The sequence below is a fragment of the Kiritimatiellales bacterium genome, from assembly GCA_041656295.1.
Taxonomy (GTDB): Bacteria; Verrucomicrobiota; Kiritimatiellia; order Kiritimatiellales; family Tichowtungiaceae; genus Tichowtungia.
In genome coordinates this window covers 49,791-72,433 of record JBBADV010000007.1, presented here as the reverse complement: position 1 = coordinate 72,433, position 22,643 = coordinate 49,791, and the positions used below count along the sequence as shown (strand labels likewise).

Below are 22,643 nucleotides of genomic sequence, written 5' to 3'. Positions count from 1 at the left end.
GAAAATACAAATGACAATTGTATCCTGGCTGATTTCTTTAATTATTTTTATTATAATTATAGTTGTTATGATGTGGTGCAGAACCTTAGTAAAAGACGTATCGAGTTATTTAGTGGGCGGGCGGAAACAACGTGTCTGGTTGGGACTCAGCAATACATTTTCGGGCGGATTGGGATTAGTTACAATTGCTTATATTGCGCAGCAAGGCTTTAATAACGGATTTAGCTATCTTTGGATTATTCTAATTCAAAGCATCTATATTATTATAATGTTTGGAATTTTCGGGTTTGGTATTCAAAGACTGAGGGCGACAAAAGCCATGACGGCGGGGCAGTTCCATGAAATGCGCTATAGTCGCGGAGTACGTTTATTAGTAGGATGGGTATCCGGCATTGCCGGGGTGGTCAACATGGCAGCGTTTCCTGTTGTGGGCGCTACATATCTTATTTATTTTTTGGATTTGCCGTTGGCTTTTTCGATCGGAAGTGTGGAGCTATCTACTATACCGGTAATAATGGGGACGCTGATTTGTGTTGGTCTTTTTTTTACCGTTATAAGTGGGCAGGTAGGGTCAATTGCGACAGATTATCTTCAAGCATGGGTGGTCATGATTGGGCTTTTTTCTGTAACATTTCTGATTTTTAGAAATATAGGCGTTATATCAATACGCGATTCACTTCAGGAATCATTAGGGAACATTGCATTTAATCCTTTTCTTTCCGGTACATATGGGTGGCAGTGGGTGCTATGGTTGCTGTGCATGGCGACATTGGCACCTTTTTCCTCACCCAATACGATCGCAAAAAATGCAGCTACCAAAAATAGTAAAGTGACCCGGGTTACTACACTGTACAGCACCATGCTTGCTAACGGAAAACAGATGATCATGTTGACTTTGGGTATTGGCGCTATGATTGTTCTTGGTAAAGATGTACCTGAAGGAATGCAATATAATGAATATAGTTTAACGGCTTCAGCAATATATCTGGGGCGGATATGCGGTCCCGTTTTATTTGGCATTTTATTTAGCGCTCTTTTGGCAGCCCATGTTTCAACGGATAATACATACTTCCTGACATGGTCGGGAGTTTGGGTCAATGATGTTATCTGTCCATTGCTTCCAAAACCTTTATCGACTAAGGCACACCTGTTACTATTGCGTATGACGGCTGTTTGTATCGGGATTTTCCTCTTTATTTTTGGGGTGCTGTATAAAACTCAAGATACAATTCTAGAATTTGTCATGATAACTGGTACCATGTGGCTTGGTTGTGGAATCGCTGCCGTGGTCGGTTTATACTGGAAGCGAGCCTGTACGGCAGCTGCATATGCGGCTATTCTGAATTCGCTAGTTTTACCGATTTGCCATCTGATATTGCAAAAAATATGGCCGTTTTATCAAGACGTGGTTGAAACTAAGACAGCTGGCATTATTACGATTGGGATCTCGTTTTTTTTGATGATCATTATCTCACTGATTTATAGGGAGCCTACTAAATTTATCGATTACTCTGGCGTTGTGAAAGATGATGAAGCCCGTAAACTCTGAGATAAGGAAATATACGATGAATAATATTACGATCATTTATGTTTCAATCGGACTGGTTGCAACTTTTTTATTCGAGACTGTGGCGTTGATCAAAGGATGGTTTGATCTACTGCATTTCATTCGGGAGTTGCAACAGCATCAAACTGATGAAATTGATGATGGACGTGTTGTAGAGCCTAAATTCGAATAAAACTGGATTCTGTTGAATTTGGCATTACGCTGAAATTTTATACTTTCATAAAAGAGCAGACAGATAATCAAAAAGAGGAAAATAGGTATGCGTGCAATCAGTCAGGTGGCCCCGCAATGGTGGGATTATACAACACTGGACCGCGAAATTCTGGATGATGCGGCCCGGCTTACAGTGAACGATCTGGCGCAGCTCAGCCGTCCGGGATTTGACATCAGTTTTTACGATACGCCGCAGGAATTTTATTGTGCGGAGGCGCTGGAATATATTCATGCCTGGCAGCAGGCGACGCCGGATAACCCGGCCGGCGTGTGCGGTCCGATCGGCCCGACAGAACAGCTTCCGCTGGTGGCGCAAATGGTGAATACGTTGGGGCTTAAACTGCACAATGCCCATTTCTGGGGCATGGATGAATGGGTGGTTGACGGGAAAACAGTGGATGAAAATTTTTCGCTGGGATTTAAAAAAGCGGATATGGATTTATTGTTTAATCATATTCGCCCGGAACTGCTCATGCCGCCGGAAAATATGCATTTCCCGACACTGGATATCGCGTCGTTTGAACAGAGCTGGTCGGATGCGCGGTGTCTGTTGATGCAGGGCGGGCAGGGCGAAGTAAAACACTGGGCGTTCAACGATCCGTTTAAACGGAAGGGAAAATATAAAGATACGCCGCCCTCGCCGGAAGAATATCGTCAGCTCGGAACCCGGCAGGTGGAACTGCATCCGATTACACTGATTCAAAACGCGCGCACATCCGGCGGCGGCGTGGTACAGAATGTTCCGGGCTCGGCGGTCACGGTCGGCCCGAAGCAGACATGGCAGACGGAAACAGTTTCGATCTGGCATCCGGGACATCACGATAATCCGTTCGGCATGCGGCTGACTGCGCTGATGATTTCGAAAAAAATTGTGGATACCGCCGTGCCGATGAGCCTGCTGGCGGATCATCCGAATGTGAAATTTAATTATCTTCGCCCGAATATCGGCGAGTGCAGCGTGGAGATGCATTAACATGAGAAGAGCACTGGCGGCGGCAACCCATCCCGACGACATAGAATTTATGATGGCGGGAACGCTTCTCCGGCTAAAAGAAGCCGGTTGGGAAATTCACTATTTTAATGTCGCACAGGGCGGGCTGGGAACAAATGCGCTGCCGGCTGATGAAATCAGCCGTATCCGCCGTGACGAAGCATTTACAGCCTGTCAAAAAGCCAGCGCAGTTTTTCATGAAAGCGTCGTACAAGACCTTGAAATTTTTTATACGAAAGAGCTGCTGGACAAAGTCGCGGCGGTAGTTCGCGACGTCGCGCCGGAAGTTATTCTGACGCACTATCCGTTTGATTATATGGAGGATCATTCAAACACCTGCCGTCTGGTTGTTTCAGCAGCATTCACCCGCGGCATGGTCAATCATATCACCAATCCTGCTTTCCCAGTAACATCACAGCCGGTGGCGTTGTATCACGCAATGCCGTATGGACTGCACGATCCGTTCCGCCGTCCGGTGGCGCCGGATTTTTATGTGGACGTTTCCGCGCAGATGGATCTGAAAACTGAAATGCTGGCCTGCCACAAAAGCCAGAAAGAGTGGCTCGATGTCAGTCAAGGACAGGATTCTTATCTGATCACCATGCGCGACATGATGCGGGAAATGGGAAAACAGTCCGGCAAATATGAGTATGCGGAAGGATGGACGCGCCACCTTCATCTCGGCCTCGGACCGGAAGATTTTGATCCGCTGGCAGACCTGCAGAAAGAACGCGCATGAGCATCGCAGTCGCCGGTCACATCTGTCTGGATATTATTCCGGATTTCGGGGAGCGCCATCCGGGGCTGGAAAATATTTTTATTCCCGGCACGTTAACTGAAATCGGCAATGCAACACTCTCCACCGGCGGCGCGGTTTCCAATACTGGCATCGCGCTGCATCGTCTGGAAATGCCGGTGCGGCTGATGGCAAAAATCGGCGCTGACGATTTCGGGCAGACGATCCGCAACATTCTCCGGCGGCAGGGAACATCGCTGGATGAAGGAATGATCACCGGACCCGATGCTCAGACATCCTATTCCATCGTTATCAATCCGCGCGGTGTCGACCGGATATTTCTGCATTGTCCCGGCGCGAATCATACGTTCTGTGCCGCAGATATTGACGACGATCAATTGCGCGGCATCGAACTTTTTCACTTCGGTTATCCAACTCTGATGCGCTCGATATATCAGAATAACGGCAGCGAGATGAAACGGTTATTCGACCGCGCTCAATCCGCCGGAGCATATACGTCACTGGATATGACCTGTGTGGATCCGGCGTCCGAAGCCGGGCAGGTTGACTGGGCGCAGTGGCTTAAAAATGTGTTGCCGTCGGTTGATATTTTTCTTCCCAGCATTGACGAAATTCTCTTCATGATTCATCCGGCGAAATATGCAGAGCTGACAGAAAAATTCCCCGGCGAATTAATGCAAGGAATCGACCGTGCACTGGTTGAACAAACCGCACAGACGTTGATTGATCTTGGAGTTTCCATCGTGGTGATAAAACTTGGATCTCAAGGACTTTATCTCCGGACAGGCGCACACGTTCGCGGGCGCGGCGCTGAATGGAATAACGTAAGCCTGTTCATGCCTTGCCTGAAAACCGAAGTCATCGGAACCACCGGCGCCGGCGATTGTACGATCGCCGGATTTCTTGCCGCGTTTTTAAAGAAAGAACCGCCGAAAACTGCGGCTGAAATCGCCGCCGCCGTTGGCGCGTTCAATACAGAATCCGCCGATGCAACCAGCGCCGTGCCTTCATGGGATCAGGTTTTGCAACGCTTAAACGCCGGATGGAATCGTCTGGAGAGTAAATTTGTTTGTTCATAAAATTTCATCGACCGATGTGTCGCAGGATTAACTTTCAGCTGAGAGCAGAATCATGAAAACAACATTTCTCGGAATCGGAATCGGGCCGATTCAAACCGGTATTTTTTTGCGCGGCGCATTTTCCGGCGGATTTGACCGGCTTGTCATTGCGGATGTGGATCCGGCGCTGATCCATTCCATTCGCGCAAACAACGGAACGATACAACTCAGCGTTGCATCAAATTCAGCAATTGCATCAGAAACAATTTCCGGCATCGAAATCTATAATCCGTCCGTTCCGGCGGATCTGGAAAAACTGATTCAGGCCGCGGCGCAGGCCGACGAAATTGCGACCGCGCTGCCCAGCATCGCATCGTTCAAACATCTCGGCTGGATGAAGGCGGGGTTCGAGAAATCGCCGGACCGGCGAAGATTTGTTTACACGGCCGAAAATCACAATCATGCCGCCGAAGAACTCGAAAAAATAATCGGATCATTTGAACAGACACATTATCTGAATACGGTCATCGGAAAAATGAGTTGCGTTTTACCCGCCGATGAATGCCGCCGGCGCAGCATCCCGCCACTTGCGCCGGGCGCCGACCGGGGACATTTGGTTGAAGTGTTCAATAAAATCCTGATCCAGTTCTGCGCCGGAATTACAGAAAGGCGCGTCGCCGGACTTTTTGATAAACCCGATCTTTTTCCGTTCGAAGAGGCAAAACTCTACGGACACAACGCCGTACATTTTTGGCTGGGGTTGCAGGCGCAGCAGAAGGGCGCGCAGTTTATGCACGAGATCGCCGGCAATGCAGAATTAATACGTCGCGCCCGGCAGGCATTCATCGAAGAATCCGGTGCCGCACTATGCCAAAAATGGACAGGAGTCGACGAACTGTTCACTGCAACAGGTTTTGCAGTATATGCTGATGATCTGCTTATTCGCATGGTCAACCCGTTTCTCACCGACCGTGTTGACCGTGTCTGCCGTGATCTCGAACGTAAGCTCGGTTGGGATGACCGCATCATCGGTACAATGCGCCTTTGTTTATCGCAATCCATCACGCCTGAAATTTTCGCTGCAAGCGCGGCGCAGATTTCGGCGGAACTGTTCGGCACGAGTCTGCAGCAAATTCAAGCTGAGTTACAAACGCTTTGGGGAAAATGGGATGACGAGGCGGCTCACATTTGGATGCTTTTGGAAAAACATTTTATGAAAACAGTTTAATCTGAAGCTAACAAAGAATGTGTGTAGGAAAACGCTGGCATCGTGGCGAACATTCATCATTCCGATTTTAGCATAGTAAGGCTTATCGTTTTTTTAGTTCCCAAACATCCCGAACTGCTTCCCATTATTATTTATCAGGTGCCAATGGTATTATTCAATGCAGTTCAAAACAGGAGCCAGCAATTTCACACCAGCACCTACAGCTAATTCATCCGTAATATTATTCCGTTGCATGATGGCATCTTTAGAACCGCCATACTGCTTGGCAACATCATTCAGGGTTTCTCCGGGATAAAGAGCATGGTCGTAAACCGATTCCTTTGGCAGCGTGGATTCTAAGCCTTCAGGCTCTTTCACATACCCAAATTTTGCGATCATCATTGGACTTCTTGATGCCCATTTGTAGCGATGATTTATTCTTCTTATTTCCATAAACGTAATTCCTTATTAATCAGCGTCCCAGATAATAGATTGCGTCATCGCCAGTCCTGCGTTGGTAACGCCCAGTCCCATGAATTTAGAAGGTCCCTGTGTTTGAATCTTTACATAGTCGCCGCTGAAAACCGCCTTTTTCAGCGGCGACTAATTATGTATCTATTCCCCGGAACGTTTATTGCCAGGAAGCATACCTGTACATTGCATCACGGCCGAAGCAGCTTTATTCCATATGGGAATCCCATTGCATGCTATTTTCTTAATCAATGGACGAGGAAGATGCTCAGGTGCTTGTCCGTAGCATAACATGCGTTGAACCAGACGATTCGTTAAATCGCGGATAATGGTTGCGTAAGTCGGATTGTTATACAGATTATTGGTTTCGTGCGGGTCGCTTCCTAAATCATACAGTTCCCTGCAGTCGTAGCCGTGCACACATAGTTTCCACTGATCAGTGCGGAGCATGGCACCGGGGCCAAACTGCGTCGGTGGTGACGGGGCCCGAAGTCTGAGTCCAGGAATGGGGTCGTCCACAGGTGGAATCAACAATCCGCCTTCCGCATATGCGTCGGTACGCGGCATGTAATTCTCTCTCAACAGGCTGTACGCGCGGCTGCCGGACGGCTGTGGAATGCCGCATAAATCCAGAATGGTCGCAAAAATATCCATGGCTTCGATAATATGATGATTCCTGCCGGTTGGAATCCGTCCACTCGGGTCCCGGAGAATCATGGGAATCCGTATCAGGCTGTCATAGTAGGCGGCCATTTTATGGGTTACTCCATAATCACCAATGAACTCGCCATGATCGCTCCAAAACAGAACAATTGTACTTTCCAGCAGATTCAGTTCTTCCAGTTTATCAAGCACCCGTCCCAGCTGATCATCCACATAACGGATTTGTCCACAGTACATGGCCATCGCTTTTTTGAAGTCCTCTTCACCGGCATCCCGTGAACGTGAGTGCTCCCGCCAAATCTCTAAACGCCGCGGCTCGCCCGCAACCGGCTCGCGGCGAAAGTTAGAAGGCAGCGTAAACTGATCAGGAGAAAAGAGCGTATCGTATGGTTCAGGAGCTGTAAAATAAGGATGCGGATCCTGATAGTTCAACGTTAGAAAAAACGGTTGACCGGTCTGACTGCGGCGCTCGATATAACTGATTCCAGCAGTCGTCAGTCGTTCCGTCAGGTTCCACGGGGAATATTCGGGAATGGATTTTTTTAAATTTAGAATCGCCGGCCTCATAAAACACTGCTTTGATATGTGAATCGCCGGTTTGCTGAATGAGCACAACCTCTTCGCGGAAGTTCCGGTTGATGTCCATCGATGCAACATGCAGATGTCCGTGTGCGTCCGTCAGCCAGTGATTTTCTATGTCAAGCTGCATGGCGGAGTTTTTAAACAGTTGTTTTGTCTGCAGGCGGCAGGAGGTACCGTTTGCTGTCAGAATTACGAGGCGGTCCAGCGGTCGGGTATTGGTGTTTTTTATGGAGACCTGGTGTTTGGCAACAACCAGACCGAGGAATTTTTCCGGTGAAGGCAGTTCGCCGCCAATCGCATTCGTGACGACAGCAATGCTTTCCTCTTCTGTGAGAGCACTCAGGCGGTAATCATGGTTGCGATCCAGATAAAGTTGATAAACATACGGCACCAGCGCGCCGGATTCGTTGCGAAGAACAATGAGTTCATCGAGGTCACCCCGATTCTGAAGAATCTTTTCGGAAATAAGATTAGCGGCGGTGATATAGACAAAGTCCGTATTAAAGCGAGCATCATTCTGGTAAAATTTAGCATGCCCGTTGAGCGCGTGAATTTCGATGTCACGCCTGCCGCGGTTATTCAGGCGCTCGACAAGTAATCCTTCCAATCCGCAACCATAATTTTCCAGCCGGACGACGCGACTTATGCGGTCAGTGAAACAGTTAACGGGAACAGACGGCACCGCGTGTTCGTGGAACATAATTTTTCCGTTATAGCAGTCGAACGTCTGCGGCAGCGCGGGGACATCGGTCCGGTAAAAAATCAGCGTGCTCTGATCATAATTATCCGGCGGATTCAACAACGAGTTTTCACTCATCCGCTGTGTGTCGGAATCAAAATAAAAATTGATTCCGTTTGTACCGGAAATATCGTTCTGAATATTAGTCGCGAAGTTGACAAAACGATGAAACTGATACGTCGGTTCATACTCGTCGCTAACGGTAACAGGTGTTGTGACCGGTCCGTGCCAAAAATATCCCGGCGATTCTAAATAGATGACGGATGCGTTGTGAGCCAGCGCACCAGCCATTCCGGCAGAAACAATTTCCATAGGCATACAGGGATTAAAAAAATTCTGAATCCAGTTGACGGTTGCATAATTTTTTACCCCGCTCCTCCAGAACCAGTCTTGAAGATTCTGTCCCCATCGAAACCCCTGTTCTGCCCAGTCAAAAACCGGATGCTGTTTAAACGGCAGATTAAACTGAAGCCATGACGGTACACCGGCAGCAGAGTTTGTCACCACGTCGCCATAGCGCATCAGCGAATCGGCAAGGTTAAAATTGTTGTTGTTGATTACAAAAACAGCATTTGAGCCGCAAGCCGTCCGGGTGTATGCCAGCACATCGGCCCAGATTTCGGTGTTAGCTGTGTAGTTGGAGTCGTTCACAAAAATGCTGTTTCCTTCAGGCAGCCCGGAAGCGGTCCACTTCGGATCGCCCCAGACCAGTTCCAAACCGTAGTCGCGGCAGAAATCAGCCCAGGCGCGGATGGCTTCATCATCTTTGGGAATACCGCCATCACCGCCGTTCAGCCACCGGCGGTTGCTGCCAAGCAGTTCATGGAAAACAATGCCGCAGAATGTGCGCGGATAGCGGAATTTCAGATCACGCGCGGTTTGAATATCGAGCGTCATGCCCTTGTGTCCATCCGTGGAATACTCGGCACGGTTTAACGGGGGCCATGGGATGTCAAATTCTTCCTGCTGATGAGATGCATCCGATGAATATACCATCAGATGAAATCCCGGCGCGCAGTCTTTACTGGAATAGTTCCAGCTTCTGGCTTCAAATTCATCCAGTAATGAAATCAGAACGGGATCAATGGTATAAACCGGAGTGACTTCGCGTCCGTAGCCTTCGTCATCCGTGTTGGAATAGAACAGACTCGGGCAGATTACAAATGAGAGATTATAGTGTTTCAAAAGCGGCTGAACTGACTGGTAAACCCGGTCGAAGCGCGCAAAAATTTCTTCCGGATTATATCTGTATTTCCAAAGAAAATCTGTGTCCCGTCCAACGATCAGTTTAAAAATAATTTCCGGGCGCTCCGGCGGGTCGAACGGAAACGCTTTACAATATTCGCCGGCATATCCGAAAACTTCAACATTACGGATTATATGACTTTGTAAGCCGCTTTGCGCCGCAACTGTAATTTTTATGTACCGCCCCGATGCCTCCGGAAAAATTTCATAGGAACAGGAATTTCCTGTGCCGTTGCTTTGTACAACCAGATCAATCCATGTCCAGTTGTCGTCCGATATCTGAATTTTATACTCAGAGGCGTACCGTTCTGTGTCCGGCGAGAACACAATCCGGTTTATACCGGATGCTTTTGTTTGCAGATCAATCGTAAAATCCCATGGTCCCGGGAATTCAGTACGGGCGTATGTATTTAAGTTTCCGTCAATTGCAAATTCGGCGAAACATCCCTGTTCCGGCAACGCATCCATCCATGCAACCTGTGTGTTTAAACATAAATTGCTGGGCGCCGAAACACCCAGCAATGTTATCAAAAACGCAACAGGAACCATTGTATTAAAGCTTTTTTCTGAGCCCAATAATACTTACAGAGCTGATCAAAAACAACGTGATCGATGAAGCTTCAGGAACTGCAGTGATTGTCCATACATCTCCATTTTTCTCCACATTCAACGCTTCTGTACCGCCGTAGCCGACAATATAACCGGCATCAATATATCCCTGAATGATGTCGCCAAACGTCCCGTCTCCACCGTTTGCATTATTAAAAACGATTGTTCCTCCGCAAAGATCAATCGCCGTATGAGTTCCGTTCATCACCCAGTTATTTTGAATTTCAAATGTACCGCCGCTGATAGAAACTGTTGCATTCGATCCTAAATTAAAATATCCGACAGAGATATTTCCACCGCTCATAATAAACTCTGCATTATTATGATTCATTCCCACCCGGAAATTTTGAGAAACAGTAAGATTCCCGCCGGTCATTTCAAACTTTGCCTGATGGTTGGCATTATTATTCTGGTTGATATTGAACGTCCCATTAACTGCCAATGCTCCACCTGTCATTAAAAATCCGGCAGTGTTTCCGCCAGCCATTCCAATGAGAACATTAGAAACTGTTCCGCTCATTCCAACAGAAAAAATCGGCTGGATTGAAATGGCTTTACTTAATGTAACCACATCCGCCGGCCCAGGAATTCCGGCTGTCCAGTTTGCGGCGTTCGTCCACACTTGATCACCGCCGTTATTATTCCACGTCGTGTCGGCACATACACTAATTGTTATGCCCAATATAGTAACTGCTGTTTTTATGAGCTTACTCATCCTGTTCTCCTTTCTGTTAATATTAATTCAAATACTCAAACCATATGCTATGGTAAATTATATCTGACATTCGTCTTTTCATTTTTTGTGTGTCACTTTACACTTTTTGCAGATGTGAAAAACTGCCTATTTCCCCGGGATGGCCGTGATGACAATCCTCCCTTTCTCCACGATCATGTTAACAGTTCCCTTACCGTCATGCGATAATATTGCCATTGTCGATATAAGAACGGAGCTGTTCTTCACGTTTAATGCTGCGGACGATAAACTGCCCTCCCTGAATATCCATCTTTGAGCCTTCATTCATCAGCCAGTTCCAATGTGCGTTAATTACACCATCCTGAAGAATAATTCGGCTTTTTGCGCCAGCGTTACCATATTCGGTTTCAATTCGTCCGCCGGTAATCAAAACCTGTGCGTCATTATCGTTCCAGCCAACACGGAAATTTCCCCCGACCGACAATATGCCGCCGCTCATCGTAAACTGCCCTTTATGTTTCATAGTGTCATTTTTATTGACCTCAAACGCACCGGTTACGGTCAGCTTTCCGCCCGTCATTTCAAAACCGGCAACTTCGCCATCGGATATACCGATAAAAACCGCCTTTACAGTTGTTCTCATCTTTTCGGTAAACAACGGCTGTAATTTAACCGGCTTATTCAGCCGCACAGCATCTGTTTGTTTCGGAGTGCCGGCATTCCAGTTTTTTGAATTTGTCCAGAGTCGGTCGCCAGCGGCGCTAGTCCAGTAAACATCTTCAGCGAACAGGCGGATGCTGCCAAGAATCATTAGAGATATTAGTAATAGGCGCATTTTTCTCCTTTTCCTACTATACGTACATTCAGGTTATTAAAAACAACCGGAAACAGCTTTGCATTTCATGCACCTGCGTTTACATTTTTTGCCGAACTGAAAATTTATTTCTGTTCCTCCAGATTGAACACCTTGATCAGATGTTCTCCACCGCAAAAAATGAGCTGCAAAAACAGTATCTATTACATCTCATTCTTCGCTATTTGTTCTTTTCCCAGCGTTTTTTGTCGGCCAGCCGTTTACGCCAGCGCATCATTACACCGTCGTCAACTTCTTTCATGTATCCGCACTCTTTCTGAACTGCCTGAAGTTTTTTGTGCATTTCTTTTACGACACCGGCATATTCGGGATTATTATGGACATTGCTGAGTTCTTTTGGATCGTTTTTCAGATCGAAAAGCTCCCATTCCGGATGATCAGGATCGTTATAAAAATAGATCAGCTTATAACGATCTGTGCGCACACCGTAATGCGGGGCAACCCACTCCCCGTAGTGCTGATAGAAAAAACTGTCACGCCAGTCTGCCGGGGTTTTTCCGGAAAATGCCGGGCGGAATGATTTTCCCTGCATGTCGCGCGGGGCGGGAATTCCGGCAAGATCGAGCATTGTCTGAGCGAAGTCTACATTCAGTATCATGGTACTGCTGACCGAACCAGCGGCAATTTCTTTTGGATAACGGATCAGTAACGGCATGCGGATCGGCTCTTCATACATGAACATTTTATTATACCAACCGTGATCTCCAAGAAACATTCCCTGATCAGACGAATACATGACGACGGTGTTATCCAGTTCTCCTGTTTTTTCAAGATAGTTCAGCATGCGTCCTACATTGTCGTCAATAGAAGCAATCACGGAACAATAATCTCTCATGTACGCCTGATATACAAACGAGCGCAATTTTTCCGGTGACAACCCTTTCGGAGCCTTTCTCACATAAGGGGTCCACTTGTCCAGCCGTTGATCGGATGCGGCTGCGGCAAGCCGGCCGGCATAATCATCGTTGATCGTATCCGGCTCTGGAAAAACAACGTCGTCGTACATTCCTTTGTGTTTCTGATCCGGCTCGCAGATGGCGTGCGGTGCTTTGTGATGAACAAAGAGCATGAACGGTTTTTCACGATCGCGTGATTCCTCAAGCCAGCGCAGGCTTTCCTCTGTGATCACATCGGTTACGTAACGTCCCGTATACGTCCGTTCTGTTCCGTTTTCATTGAAATCCGGATCAAAATATTCCCCCTGTCCCCACGGCCCGATTAAGACGTTGTAATAATCGAAATTCCGCGGCGTGCAGTTGAGGTGCCATTTGCCAACCACGGCAGTCTGATAACCCGCCTGCTGCATATAGGTTGCAATCGTATCCTGCGAATTATCAAACACCGTGGGCGCACGTTTCATATAGTCCCACAGTTGAGTCAATCCGGTGATATGAGAATGTTTTCCGGTAAGAATTGTTGCACGGCTCGGTGCGCTAAGCGCGCTGACACAGAATACGTTGTCGAGCCGCATTCCCTCATGTGCAATCCGGTCGAGATTCGGCGTCTGGTTCAATCTGCCGTCGTTATAGCAACTGATCGCCTGCCGCGAATGGTCATCGCTAAGAATAAACAGGATATTCGGGCGTGACTGCTCTGCTGCGGTTGCAAAACCAGCCGCCAGTACACCTACCGCGGATAATGTTATATTATTCATTTTCTCCTCCATTCGCCAGTTTTCGGGGCGAGACAATGTTCATCTTTTTCAGCGCCGGCGCACTTTCCTGCGGCAGCCATTTTCGCAGTGAGTTTTTTACCGACTCATATTCCGGATCTCTGGCAAGATTCGTCCATTCCAGCGGGTCACTGATTTCATTATACAACTCTTCTGTACCGTTGGCGTAAACCGTATAGCGCCACTCTTCATTGCGCAGACTGTAACATTTATAATGATGTGCGGTCATTGCAGGATGTTCTGATTTTAACGCCGGATTTTTCATAAACGGAACAAGCGACATACCATCGAACTGCTGAACCGGATTCGGCAATCCGCACAGCTCAACCAGAGTCGGGTACATATCAGATAAATTTACCGGAATGGTGGATTCCATATTTTCCTTTGTAATTCCCGGCGCGTTCCACATCAGCAGGCAACGGGTGGCCTCATTCCATAAACTATATTTACTCCATCTGGTTTTTTCGCCGAGATGAAACCCGTGGTCACTCCACAGAACAATAATCGTATTATCTTTATATGCACTGTCTTCCAGCGCATCCAGCAGCAGCCCGACGCAATAGTCCGCGTATGATGTCGCAGCAAGATAGGCCTGCACCGCTTCTTTTTCCAGTCCGTTATCGCGCAGCATTTCGTAAAGCCCGCTATAGCAGTAGGCATTCCGCTTTGCAATTTCCGGTACGTCGTCCAGGTCATCAAACTTTATTTCTGGAAGCTGAATCTGATCCAGTGGATGCATATCAAAAAACCGGCGTGGCACAAACCACGGCACATGCGGTTTTTGAAATCCACAGGCAATGAAAAACGGTCGGTCGTATTCAATTTGAAGCTGTTCTTTAATCCAGCTTGCTGATTTTACTTCGGCCATTTCTTCGAGTTCGCAATCGAGAGGATACCAATCAAAATCACTGAACTTATCACGCGGTCCGCGACGCATCGGCGGCGGTGTTCCATCCGGGTGCCTCGGCCACGGACTGTCCGGCACCACATTTTTTCTCGAAGGCCATGCCGTTTCCCAGCCTTCATCTTCTCCAATGAGTTCCAGCCAGCGTTCATGATGAATTTTCCCGGTAATTGCAGTGTAGTAACCGTTATCGTGAAAATGTTTTGGAAGCTGTACCGCCGCATGCAGAACTTCTGACCGCAGCCAGCTTTTATGATTGTTCAGATAAACTCCTGAACGGTTCGGGCGAATGCCGGTGAGCAGCGCAGCCCGCGACGGCCCGCACGCAGGTGCGTCACAATAAGCATTCGTGAATTTAATTCCGGACGCGGCCAGCCGGTCGATATTCGGCGTTTTTGCCTGCGGGTTCCCGCCAAAGCACCCCACCCAGTCATTTAAATCATCAATCGCTATGAACAAAACATTCGGAGAGATTTTCTGCTGATTTCCAAATGCTTGGATTCCACCGGCAACTCCGGCGACATAAAGCCAGCTAAGTGCGCCTGCTTTTTTCATATCCTCATCCTTCCTTTCGCCACCTATTTTTGCTTCAGATCCGGAAGTGCACTCTCCCATCCATTATGCAACAAGCCCGACAGCTCGGCAGCAACAGACTCCCATTCGGGACTGAAAGCAAGATTCACCATTTCATCCGGGTCAGCCCGATGATCATACAATTCCGAAAAAATTACTGCGCTATCTTTTTCCCATTCCACATAGCGAAAATATTCCGTTCTCACCGCCCGTCCGATCATCCCGCCATGATTAGCCGGTCGATTATATTGGGTGAATGCGGCTTTTTTCCATGGCAGCTCCGGATTGATGTTCACCAGAGGAACAAAACTGGTCCCTTCCAGACGCTGTTCCGGCAGCGGCAGCCCGGCGAGTTCGCACAGCGATGGATAAATATCGACAAATTCAGTAATCGCTAAAGTACTGTACCCGCTGTATTTCATGCTGGGGGCTCGAACAATCAATGGTGCAGCGGCATCCACTTCGTAATTTGTAAATTTCGACCAGTGTCCGCGTTCGCCGAGATGAAATCCGTGATCTCCGATCAGAACCACAATTGTTTTTTTATCAAGCCCTAACCGTTGCAGTTCATTCAGGAGTTTTCCAACCAGCGCATCGACAAAACTGACACTGGCATAATAGCCATGCGTTAACTCTTTTGCCTGATCTGCAGAAATATCCGCTCTTCCATCTGCGCCAACAGGAACCTTCCCGTAACTTTCTATTTCAAGAGGACCATTCACCGTATAGTCGGGAATCCCGTCAGGCCGTATGCGATTTTCTGCCGCTTTAATTTTTTCACGGTCATACAAGTCCCAGTATTTTTTCGGACAGGCAAAAGGCAAATGAGGACGGCTGAATCCAACGGCCAGAAAAAACGGCCGGTCTTTCACTCTGCGCATTACTTCAAGAGCCCGCCCGGCAATCATCCCGTCTTTATATTCTTCGTCAGCAGCATCGGTGCATTCAACAACCGGACGGACAAACTGCCGAAGCCTCTCTCCGGAAAGCCCCATCTTCTGACCTTCCGCTCTCCGCTCCTCCCAGGTCTTTAGATACCCTGATCGATCCGGCGTCCACCAGGGTTCGCTCCACGACATCACCTCGTCATCATCCCCATGAAAAATTTTCCCAATCCCTATTGTGTGATATCCGTTGTTTTTAAAATGCTGAGGAAGCGTAATAATTCCCGGGGAGTTTTTTCTAAAATTTCCGCTGTTTTCAAATCGGAGAGAATCCAGTCGCCATCCTGTCAGCAAACTGGAACGTGACGCATTACAAACCGCCATCTGACAGTAACTCCGCCGGAAAACAAATCCTGAAGAAGCCAGCTGATCAATATTCGGAGTGATCACCTGCCGGTTGCCGTAACAGCCTAATGCCGTCCGCAGATCGTCAGACATAATAAAAAGCACATTCGGTCGTGCATCCTCATCTGCACCTGCGGCTCCCGCTATGAACAATCCGGAAAATACAGTCGTTAATATCCGTGAAGTTTTCATACTCTATTTTCTCGATCCATTTTCCTGAATATTACCTCATGGAGATACGCCAGCATTCCATTTGTTGCGTAGTATTTTTCATTTTCTAAAGGACGGGCGTTAAAAATCCTTTGTTTTGTTTTTCCCTTACCATTATAAAACTGACGCCATAAGTATCTTTTTCCTAGGGCGTGTTAACATTGTTGGATTTCATGCCGGGATGCCATCGTGACACAGCCGTCTGTCATCTCTGTTATTCCTGTTAGTTCCGGCATTCACGCCGGAGGTTTTTGTTTTTGACCCTAACAGGGGGAACATTTTTCTGCCTGACTGTCAGATCAGATCGTGACTAATACACTATAATCCACATTGATCCTCTTCATCTTTATTTCTTTCTTTTTCCCAATAAATCCGCATTGCATCCATTGCTTCCTGATTCCTGGTTTTATTTATTTTATCCCTTATTTCCTGCCAGCCCCTGCCTGCCTGCTTCAGTTCTTCCACCCACGGAGATCCTCGTCTGCCCGGAGGAACCAGCGGAGGAACAATCTTCTTTTCCCACTGCGAACGGAGCTGCTGCATAGACGCCGCGACTTCCGGATGCTGTTCGATCAAATTTGTTTTTTCTGAAACATCGTCCCTCAGGTTATACAACTCCACAGCATCCGGCTGATTCAGGTCGCGGACAAGTTTCCAATGATCCTGCCGAACCGCAAAACGAATGACACTGTCCGGATTATCTCCTGAGTACTGCCAGAAAAGAACCTGATGAGGATCACCCTGCCGCTGTCCAGTAAGGTAGGGTGTCAGATCTGTCCCATCCAGCCGGTCAGGCACCGCCAGACCGGCCAGAGATAAAAAAGTGGGAATGACATCCAGTGATGAGACCGGTCTTGAATAAACTTTACCCTGGGGCAATATCCCCGGCAGACTGACCAGATACGGAACGCGGATGCCGCCTTCATACAGCGATCCCTTACCGGACCGGTAGGAATTTCCGGTTCCACCGTTATCGCCTATGAAAAACACCAACGTGTTATTCCGGCTTCCGGATTTTTCAAGAAAATCCAGAAGCCGTCCGATACCCTTATCCAGAGACATAACCATCGCGCGACGCAAATTCCAGCTGGTTATCTTTTCTCCGCCCAGGTCCTTGACCGTATCCCAGGGAGCCTGCGTAGGCGAATGCACCGCATTATATGCCAGATACAGCGCCCAGGGAGTTCCGGCCTGCTGACTGCGCTCCATAAAAGCCAGAGAGCGATCTGTAAACTCTTCAGTCAGATACTTGATTTCCTTTAAGGGCGTTCTGTTTTCATATACCCAAGCCTGCCCGGCTTCATCCGTCCATATATGCCCCGCATCCGCCCGATAATAATCATGCCAGCCGCCTAGAAATCCGCAGAAATAATCAAAGTTGCGATCCAGCGGATTCATGTTCCATCCCAGATGGGATTTACCCACCCATCCGCACGAATACCCATATGAACTAAGGTGATCTGCCAGCATGTTCACGTTGTCCGGCATCCCGGCAAAAGCATCCGGATTGCCGTATATTCCGAATGTCTGCTGATACCGTCCGGTCAGAACCGCCGCGCGCGACGGCGTACAGATTGATGCCGTCACATAGCCGTCTGTCATCCGGACACCGGTCGACGCCAGCCTGTCAATGTTCGGTGTATCAGAATTTTGGCCGTCTTCCCGGTAACATCCAAGAAAACGATCTCCCAGATCATCAATATAAATCAACAGCAGATTCGGGCGTTTCACCTCTGCCGAAGAATTGACCGCAGACATCCCGGACACAGCAGCGGCTGTAAGACCGCAATATAAACTGACGCATATTTTCATAATACTTTTTTTATCCTTTCTGTCTTTCAGACGTTTTTCTACGTTCCAGCAGTTCATTTAAAATGCAGTCGTAACGTTCTTCTGTCAGGTCGTAGAAACAAAACGGAAGCATTGCCAGCAGGCTCAAGGCACCGGGAAGCAATGTGAAGAGTAGGTGCATGCCTTTGATTGTAAATTCCGTCTGTTCAACGTTTGGAATATAATGAATTGCAGCCAGTCCGTAAGCGCCCAGGGCACCGCCGATTGCGCCGGCGACCTTGGTTTTAAATGTATTCATCGCAAAAATAATGCCGCCGGAACGGCGACCGGTTTTCCATTCACCGTATTCTACGGTATCAATCAACATTGACATCAGCGCAATGTTTGCAGCGGATGTTGTGATCAGCAGAATTGAATTAAAAATAAAGAGCCAGATTACGCTTCTATATCCGGCAAAATAAAATGCAATACCGGAGAGTGCGGCGATCAGATTGCCCCAGACTGCCATACGTTTCTTTCCGAATCTAAAGGAGAGTACCGGAGAAATAATTGAACCAAACAGCGTGAGCGCCAGATTCAGGCCCATGAAAACAGGAATCAGGTTTTTGGAATGCAGGACATAGGTCAGATAATAAATCGGCAAGATATTTTTTACGGCATAGACTATTTCCAGCATTAAAAATCCGCCGATCACCAGTCGCAGCGGACGATTATGAATCACCATATCTATAATATCCCGTAAATTCTGCCGGCGTTCTTCTTTTACATGAACGTTTTCCCGACAGTTAAAGAATGTGATCCAGGTGAAAGCAACCGCTGCAATAGAAATGGCAAGTGCCGTCAGCAGAAATCCGTGCCGGTCGTCACCGCTGCCGAGCCAGGCAACCATCGGCAGTGTAATCATGCCGATCAGTGTCCATGCCACTGCTGCCAGTGTGCGCGGAATCATCACCACTTTATTCCGTTCTTTTGAATCTTCCGTCATTGCGGCAGACATAGCCCAATAAGGAATATCCATCGCTGTAAAGCTCATGCCCCACAGAATATAAGTAAAGTATGCGTAAATCAGCTTCCCTGCCGGCGAAAATTCCGGCGACATAAAACACAGCGTTGTAAATATCGCCATGGGAAGCGGAACGAACAGTAGATACGGACGAAACTGTCCCCACCGGCTTTTTGTATTGTCAACCAACAATCCCATGATTGGGTCGTTGATGGCATCCCAGATGCGCGCAACGAGAAACAGTGTTCCCACAGACGCCACCGGAAGTCCGAACTGATCGGTATAAAAGACCATCAGATAAATACTCATCAAGCCGTAGACCAGATTGTTTCCGAAACTTCCGCACCCGTAGGCCAGGATAGTCCGGAAAGGCAGTGTTGCGTCTGATGGTTTGGAATTCATCGTTTATTCCACTGTCTTAAAGCCGACATCCCCTCATCAAGCCGGACAACTTTGAAACGTTTTGGATCCAGCCGGGCTGCGATTTCACGGTGCATCTCGCAATGCAAATCAAATTCATGAAGATCGGTATACACCACGATGAGGTAGGGCGGCTGATGTGCAGCAGCTTCTTTTTCGATTTCTCCGATCACCACATCAAAAACCATCGATTGCTGTGCTGGGTCTTTATACATTTTTTGCCAGTGAGCGTCCCAGCCGCCGGGAAGCAACCGATACCAGTAGGTTAGATTCATCGATGTTCCTGCGAGCGGAATACCGCCGCTAATAACACGATTGTAGCCTTGCGGCGTAGAGTACTCGAACAGCGCATCCACCGCGCCGAGCGGCTGAAGAATCCGCAGAAAATTTTCTTTCTTCACCGGGTTGTCCGCCGGATTTGCAAAATCTGCGATAACGCAAGAGATGTCCGCCTGCTGCATCAATTTTTTCACATGTGCCGAAAAGGCGGATAGATTTTTCATTTCAAAGTTGAATACCTGCATTGCCACGAAATAATCATTTGTTGTAGCTGTGTCATAATAATATTCAAGCATCGCGGGGAATCGCACCATTTCCGGATGCATACACCAGTTCATCGGGACAGAGCCGCGCGCGGGATCGAACCAGCTTCCGAAGAAAAAAGGCAGCGGTCCTTTCGTTGAATCGCCTTCGCTGCTGAGAAAGGTGACGTAATATTTGTTTTTCTCCACCGTTACATTTTCCGGTGCAATGTGCTGTTTCTGTTTAAACTCCGGCTGATGCGCCGGAACTTTTGCATGGTAGCTGAGATTATTGCCCCAATGCAGATAGGTATGGCCGTATTCGCCGAGTAGATCGAACCACGCCAGCTCATATTCTCCGTAGCCGAAAATCAATGCCGGACTTTCAAGCTGCGTAAGAATTTCCCGGTAAAGACGCAACTGGTCCGGCGTTGCGTCAATGATCCGCCCGAACGCCTCCATATCCCGATCGATACAGCCGAGATTAAAAATAAACCCTTTTTCCGCCACGGTATAATCCAATCCGTGAAAGCCCCACCCGATATATTTTCCATCCACTTTTCCGGCGGCGGGAGTGTGCGCCACTTTACGGTTGCAACGCGGCAAAATTTCTTTAAGCGCCCATTCATATACTTCGACACTGGTTTTGAAGCGGCCGGTCAAATCTTCTTTCACCGGCAGATCAATCTGCGTTAAAAGCCGGCTGCCGGCCGCAACCGGCAGAAGATTGTCCAGTCCGCCCAGCGTTGCCGCAATATAACGGGTTCCGTCTACCTTCGGGTCATACAATACAACTCCGGAAAGCTGATCCCGGAACTGCTGAATCAGGTCAGGAAGGCTGCTTACAGACTTAAACTGTATTTCGTATCCGGCAGAATAAACATTGGTCCACATTTGGTTGTATGGAGTCCATGTTTCGGTCAAAAAAAGACGGGGACCATCGCGGTTCACAATTCCCTGAAGAACTTCGACTGTGATCCGCTCATCCAGCGGACGGCCTTTGTACAGATTCAAAGGAAATGTGTATGCTTCTGTCCCGAAACATTCCAGATGAAGCAACGACAGCCCCAGCCAGATGAATCGATCGCAGCGTTTTTTTCTCAGCGACATTTCATTTCCTCTTTCTGTTTCTGCCAGCCTCCCAGCCATTGTTCATGCAACTGTTTTACAACCGGCCGGTATGCATCATCATAAGCGAAATTTCTGCCGGAACCCGGGTCTTTTACAAGATCATACAGACTGAGAGCCTGCACCTTCCCCGTCTTCGGGTGTATGAATTCCGTATAACGATACTGTTCCGTACGCATAGAGGTTCCCCATGCATTGCCCAGATTGTATTGTGTAAAGACAGCTCTCTTCCAATGTTTGGAATTTCCGTTCATTAAAGGCACCAGACTGCTTCCTTCACAATGCCCGGGAACCGGCAAGCCGGCCATTTCGCAAAATGAAGGATAGATATCAACAAATTCAACCAACTCAGAAATATGGCTTCCGGCACGGAGATTCCCCGGATCCGCAACGATCAATGGACTGCGCGCAGACTCTTCCAGATGTGTGAACTTTCCCCACAGTCCATGCTCGCCTAAGTGAAACCCGTGGTCGCCGATCAGAACAATCACCGTCTGCCCCGCAATTCCCAGCTGCTGCAGCTCATCCAGAACACGGCCAAGCTGCGCGTCCACATAACTGACGCACGCCATATATCCATGCATCATTCGTTTTTGCAATGCCGAATCAATCGGTCCGTCTTCAACATCACCGTAATCAAACACTTCCCAGTTTTTCTGCCGGAGAACCCGTTCGTTTTCGGGAGGGACGATGTGTTCCAGACCGCTGACTTCTATTTTTTCGCGGTCATATAGATTCCAGTATTTTTTCGGTGCATTGAACGGATAGTGCGGGCGCGACCAGCCGAGTCCCATAAAAAATGGTTCTTTTTTATCTGCGAGTTCGCGCAGTTTACTAATGGCAATATCTGTATGCTTACCCGGCATATATTCATTGTCCGCAACATCGGCATCTTCGGTACAGGCGACCAGCATTTTAGGGCCGATTTCTTCCCATGGTGCGCCGGCATTGTGCTGGCGCATAAACTCTTCCTGTTTTGCTCTGTTTTTCGGGAGCAGATACACATGGTTTGCAAATGCGACCGGCGGTTCACTCCATGAATCGAGATCGGTTTCTTTTGGTGAATGATATACTTTCCCGATCGAAACCGTGTAATAACCGTTCTGCTTGAAATAAGCAGGGAGGCTCGGAATATTGCGTACAGTTTCCGGCCACATCTGTTCCTGCGTGTTTTCATATGCACTGCTGGTTGTCGGGCGCAGCCCGGTCAGCATACTCAGGCGTGACGGTCCGCACACCGGATATTGACAAAACGCATTGTCAAATACAAAGCCGCGTTCCGCCAGCCGGTCGAAATTTGGTGTAATTGCGCGGCAGTCACCGTAGCAGTTTAAAAGCGGTTTCAGGTCATCGCACATCAAAAACAAAATGTTTTTCGGTGTGTTCGGTTGATTTCCAAAACATTTCAACGCGGTTAACATGGCTGTCACCACAGTAATTTTTTGATGCTTCATGTTGGTCT

At 48.0% G+C, this 22,643-nt stretch carries 18 protein-coding genes; 6 read left to right on the top strand and 12 right to left on the bottom strand.

The genetic code is table 11. The features are described 5' to 3' along the window. The first annotated feature begins 10 nt into the window (after window positions 1-10). From WC959_06295 to WC959_06270, 6 genes are all read left to right on the top strand, one after another. Window positions 11-1,549 (top strand): hypothetical protein, encoded by a 1,539-nt coding sequence (locus WC959_06295; protein MFA5688739.1) that lies wholly within the window; start codon window positions 11-13, stop codon window positions 1,547-1,549. Window positions 1,550-1,565: 16 nt separating this feature from the next. After that, the gene (locus tag WC959_06290) at window positions 1,566-1,739 is read left to right on the top strand and encodes a hypothetical protein (GenBank protein MFA5688738.1); all 174 of its coding nucleotides are present in this window, start codon (window positions 1,566-1,568) and stop codon (window positions 1,737-1,739) included. Window positions 1,740-1,826: 87 nt separating this feature from the next. Continuing rightward, window positions 1,827-2,753, top strand: a complete 927-nt coding sequence (locus WC959_06285) for a hypothetical protein (protein MFA5688737.1) — start codon at window positions 1,827-1,829, stop codon at window positions 2,751-2,753. 1 nt (window position 2,754) lies between these two features. Then, window positions 2,755-3,510: a PIG-L family deacetylase gene (locus WC959_06280; protein MFA5688736.1), complete on the top strand. Its 756-nt coding sequence runs from the start codon at window positions 2,755-2,757 to the stop codon at window positions 3,508-3,510. Continuing rightward, window positions 3,507-4,607, top strand: a complete 1,101-nt coding sequence (locus WC959_06275; protein MFA5688735.1) for a carbohydrate kinase family protein — start codon at window positions 3,507-3,509, stop codon at window positions 4,605-4,607. Before WC959_06280 ends, WC959_06275 begins: the two co-directional genes overlap by 4 nt. A 52-nt stretch (window positions 4,608-4,659) precedes the next feature. Further along, the gene (locus WC959_06270; GenBank protein MFA5688734.1) at window positions 4,660-5,814 is read left to right on the top strand and encodes a hypothetical protein; all 1,155 of its coding nucleotides are present in this window, start codon (window positions 4,660-4,662) and stop codon (window positions 5,812-5,814) included. Between the two features lie 150 nt (window positions 5,815-5,964). On the opposite strand, the gene WC959_06265 is transcribed toward WC959_06270, so the two are convergent. From WC959_06265 to WC959_06210, 12 genes are all read right to left on the bottom strand, one after another. Continuing rightward, window positions 5,965-6,246 carry a LysM domain-containing protein gene (locus WC959_06265; GenBank protein MFA5688733.1) on the bottom strand — a complete coding sequence of 94 codons (282 nt, stop codon included), beginning with the start codon at window positions 6,244-6,246 and terminating at the stop codon, window positions 5,965-5,967. 162 nt (window positions 6,247-6,408) lie between these two features. Further along, window positions 6,409-7,410 carry a sulfatase-like hydrolase/transferase gene (locus WC959_06260; GenBank protein ID MFA5688732.1) on the bottom strand — a complete coding sequence of 334 codons (1,002 nt, stop codon included), beginning with the start codon at window positions 7,408-7,410 and terminating at the stop codon, window positions 6,409-6,411. Continuing rightward, window positions 7,319-9,961 (bottom strand): discoidin domain-containing protein, encoded by a 2,643-nt coding sequence (locus WC959_06255; protein ID MFA5688731.1) that lies wholly within the window; start codon window positions 9,959-9,961, stop codon window positions 7,319-7,321. The genes WC959_06260 and WC959_06255 overlap by 92 nt, the downstream gene beginning before the upstream one ends. Before the next feature lie 85 nt (window positions 9,962-10,046). Then, on the bottom strand, window positions 10,047-10,817 hold the full coding sequence (locus tag WC959_06250; GenBank protein ID MFA5688730.1) for a hypothetical protein: 771 nt from the start codon (window positions 10,815-10,817) through the stop codon (window positions 10,047-10,049). A 196-nt stretch (window positions 10,818-11,013) separates the two neighbouring features. After that, the gene (locus tag WC959_06245; protein ID MFA5688729.1) at window positions 11,014-11,631 is read right to left on the bottom strand and encodes a hypothetical protein; all 618 of its coding nucleotides are present in this window, start codon (window positions 11,629-11,631) and stop codon (window positions 11,014-11,016) included. A gap of 199 nt (window positions 11,632-11,830) precedes the next feature. Next, on the bottom strand, window positions 11,831-13,324 hold the full coding sequence (locus WC959_06240) for a sulfatase (GenBank protein ID MFA5688728.1): 1,494 nt from the start codon (window positions 13,322-13,324) through the stop codon (window positions 11,831-11,833). After that, window positions 13,317-14,801, bottom strand: a complete 1,485-nt coding sequence (locus tag WC959_06235) for a sulfatase (protein ID MFA5688727.1) — start codon at window positions 14,799-14,801, stop codon at window positions 13,317-13,319. The genes WC959_06240 and WC959_06235 overlap by 8 nt, the downstream gene beginning before the upstream one ends. Before the next feature lie 23 nt (window positions 14,802-14,824). After that, the gene (locus WC959_06230) at window positions 14,825-16,300 is read right to left on the bottom strand and encodes a sulfatase (protein MFA5688726.1); all 1,476 of its coding nucleotides are present in this window, start codon (window positions 16,298-16,300) and stop codon (window positions 14,825-14,827) included. A 336-nt stretch (window positions 16,301-16,636) separates the two neighbouring features. Further along, complete coding sequence (locus tag WC959_06225) at window positions 16,637-18,130, bottom strand: sulfatase-like hydrolase/transferase (GenBank protein MFA5688725.1); 1,494 nt, start codon at window positions 18,128-18,130, stop codon at window positions 16,637-16,639. A 10-nt stretch (window positions 18,131-18,140) separates the two neighbouring features. Continuing rightward, complete coding sequence (locus WC959_06220; protein ID MFA5688724.1) at window positions 18,141-19,514, bottom strand: glycoside-pentoside-hexuronide (GPH):cation symporter; 1,374 nt, start codon at window positions 19,512-19,514, stop codon at window positions 18,141-18,143. Beyond that, on the bottom strand, window positions 19,511-21,163 hold the full coding sequence (locus tag WC959_06215; protein MFA5688723.1) for a GxGYxYP domain-containing protein: 1,653 nt from the start codon (window positions 21,161-21,163) through the stop codon (window positions 19,511-19,513). The genes WC959_06220 and WC959_06215 overlap by 4 nt, the downstream gene beginning before the upstream one ends. Next, complete coding sequence (locus WC959_06210) at window positions 21,154-22,635, bottom strand: sulfatase (protein MFA5688722.1); 1,482 nt, start codon at window positions 22,633-22,635, stop codon at window positions 21,154-21,156. The genes WC959_06215 and WC959_06210 overlap by 10 nt, the downstream gene beginning before the upstream one ends. Between the last annotated feature and the right edge of the window lie 8 nt (window positions 22,636-22,643).

Bases quoted from the DNA above. Each gene is read 5' to 3' on its own strand.
- WC959_06295 (MFA5688739.1), top strand. From the start codon at position 11: ATGACAATTGTATCCTGGCTGATTTCTTTAATTATTTTTATTATAATT.
- WC959_06290 (MFA5688738.1), top strand. From the start codon at position 1,566: ATGAATAATATTACGATCATTTATGTTTCAATCGGACTGGTTGCAACT.
- WC959_06285 (MFA5688737.1), top strand. From the start codon at position 1,827: ATGCGTGCAATCAGTCAGGTGGCCCCGCAATGGTGGGATTATACAACA.
- WC959_06280 (MFA5688736.1), top strand. From the start codon at position 2,755: ATGAGAAGAGCACTGGCGGCGGCAACCCATCCCGACGACATAGAATTT.
- WC959_06275 (MFA5688735.1), top strand. From the start codon at position 3,507: ATGAGCATCGCAGTCGCCGGTCACATCTGTCTGGATATTATTCCGGAT.
- WC959_06270 (MFA5688734.1), top strand. From the start codon at position 4,660: ATGAAAACAACATTTCTCGGAATCGGAATCGGGCCGATTCAAACCGGT.
- WC959_06265 (MFA5688733.1), bottom strand. From the start codon at position 6,246: ATGGAAATAAGAAGAATAAATCATCGCTACAAATGGGCATCAAGAAGT.
- WC959_06255 (MFA5688731.1), bottom strand. From the start codon at position 9,961: ATGGATGCGTTGCCGGAACAGGGATGTTTCGCCGAATTTGCAATTGAC.
- WC959_06250 (MFA5688730.1), bottom strand. From the start codon at position 10,817: ATGAGTAAGCTCATAAAAACAGCAGTTACTATATTGGGCATAACAATT.
- WC959_06245 (MFA5688729.1), bottom strand. From the start codon at position 11,631: ATGCGCCTATTACTAATATCTCTAATGATTCTTGGCAGCATCCGCCTG.
- WC959_06240 (MFA5688728.1), bottom strand. From the start codon at position 13,324: ATGAATAATATAACATTATCCGCGGTAGGTGTACTGGCGGCTGGTTTT.
- WC959_06235 (MFA5688727.1), bottom strand. From the start codon at position 14,801: ATGAAAAAAGCAGGCGCACTTAGCTGGCTTTATGTCGCCGGAGTTGCC.
- WC959_06230 (MFA5688726.1), bottom strand. From the start codon at position 16,300: ATGAAAACTTCACGGATATTAACGACTGTATTTTCCGGATTGTTCATA.
- WC959_06225 (MFA5688725.1), bottom strand. From the start codon at position 18,130: ATGAAAATATGCGTCAGTTTATATTGCGGTCTTACAGCCGCTGCTGTG.
- WC959_06220 (MFA5688724.1), bottom strand. From the start codon at position 19,514: ATGAATTCCAAACCATCAGACGCAACACTGCCTTTCCGGACTATCCTG.
- WC959_06215 (MFA5688723.1), bottom strand. From the start codon at position 21,163: ATGTCGCTGAGAAAAAAACGCTGCGATCGATTCATCTGGCTGGGGCTG.
- WC959_06210 (MFA5688722.1), bottom strand. From the start codon at position 22,635: ATGAAGCATCAAAAAATTACTGTGGTGACAGCCATGTTAACCGCGTTG.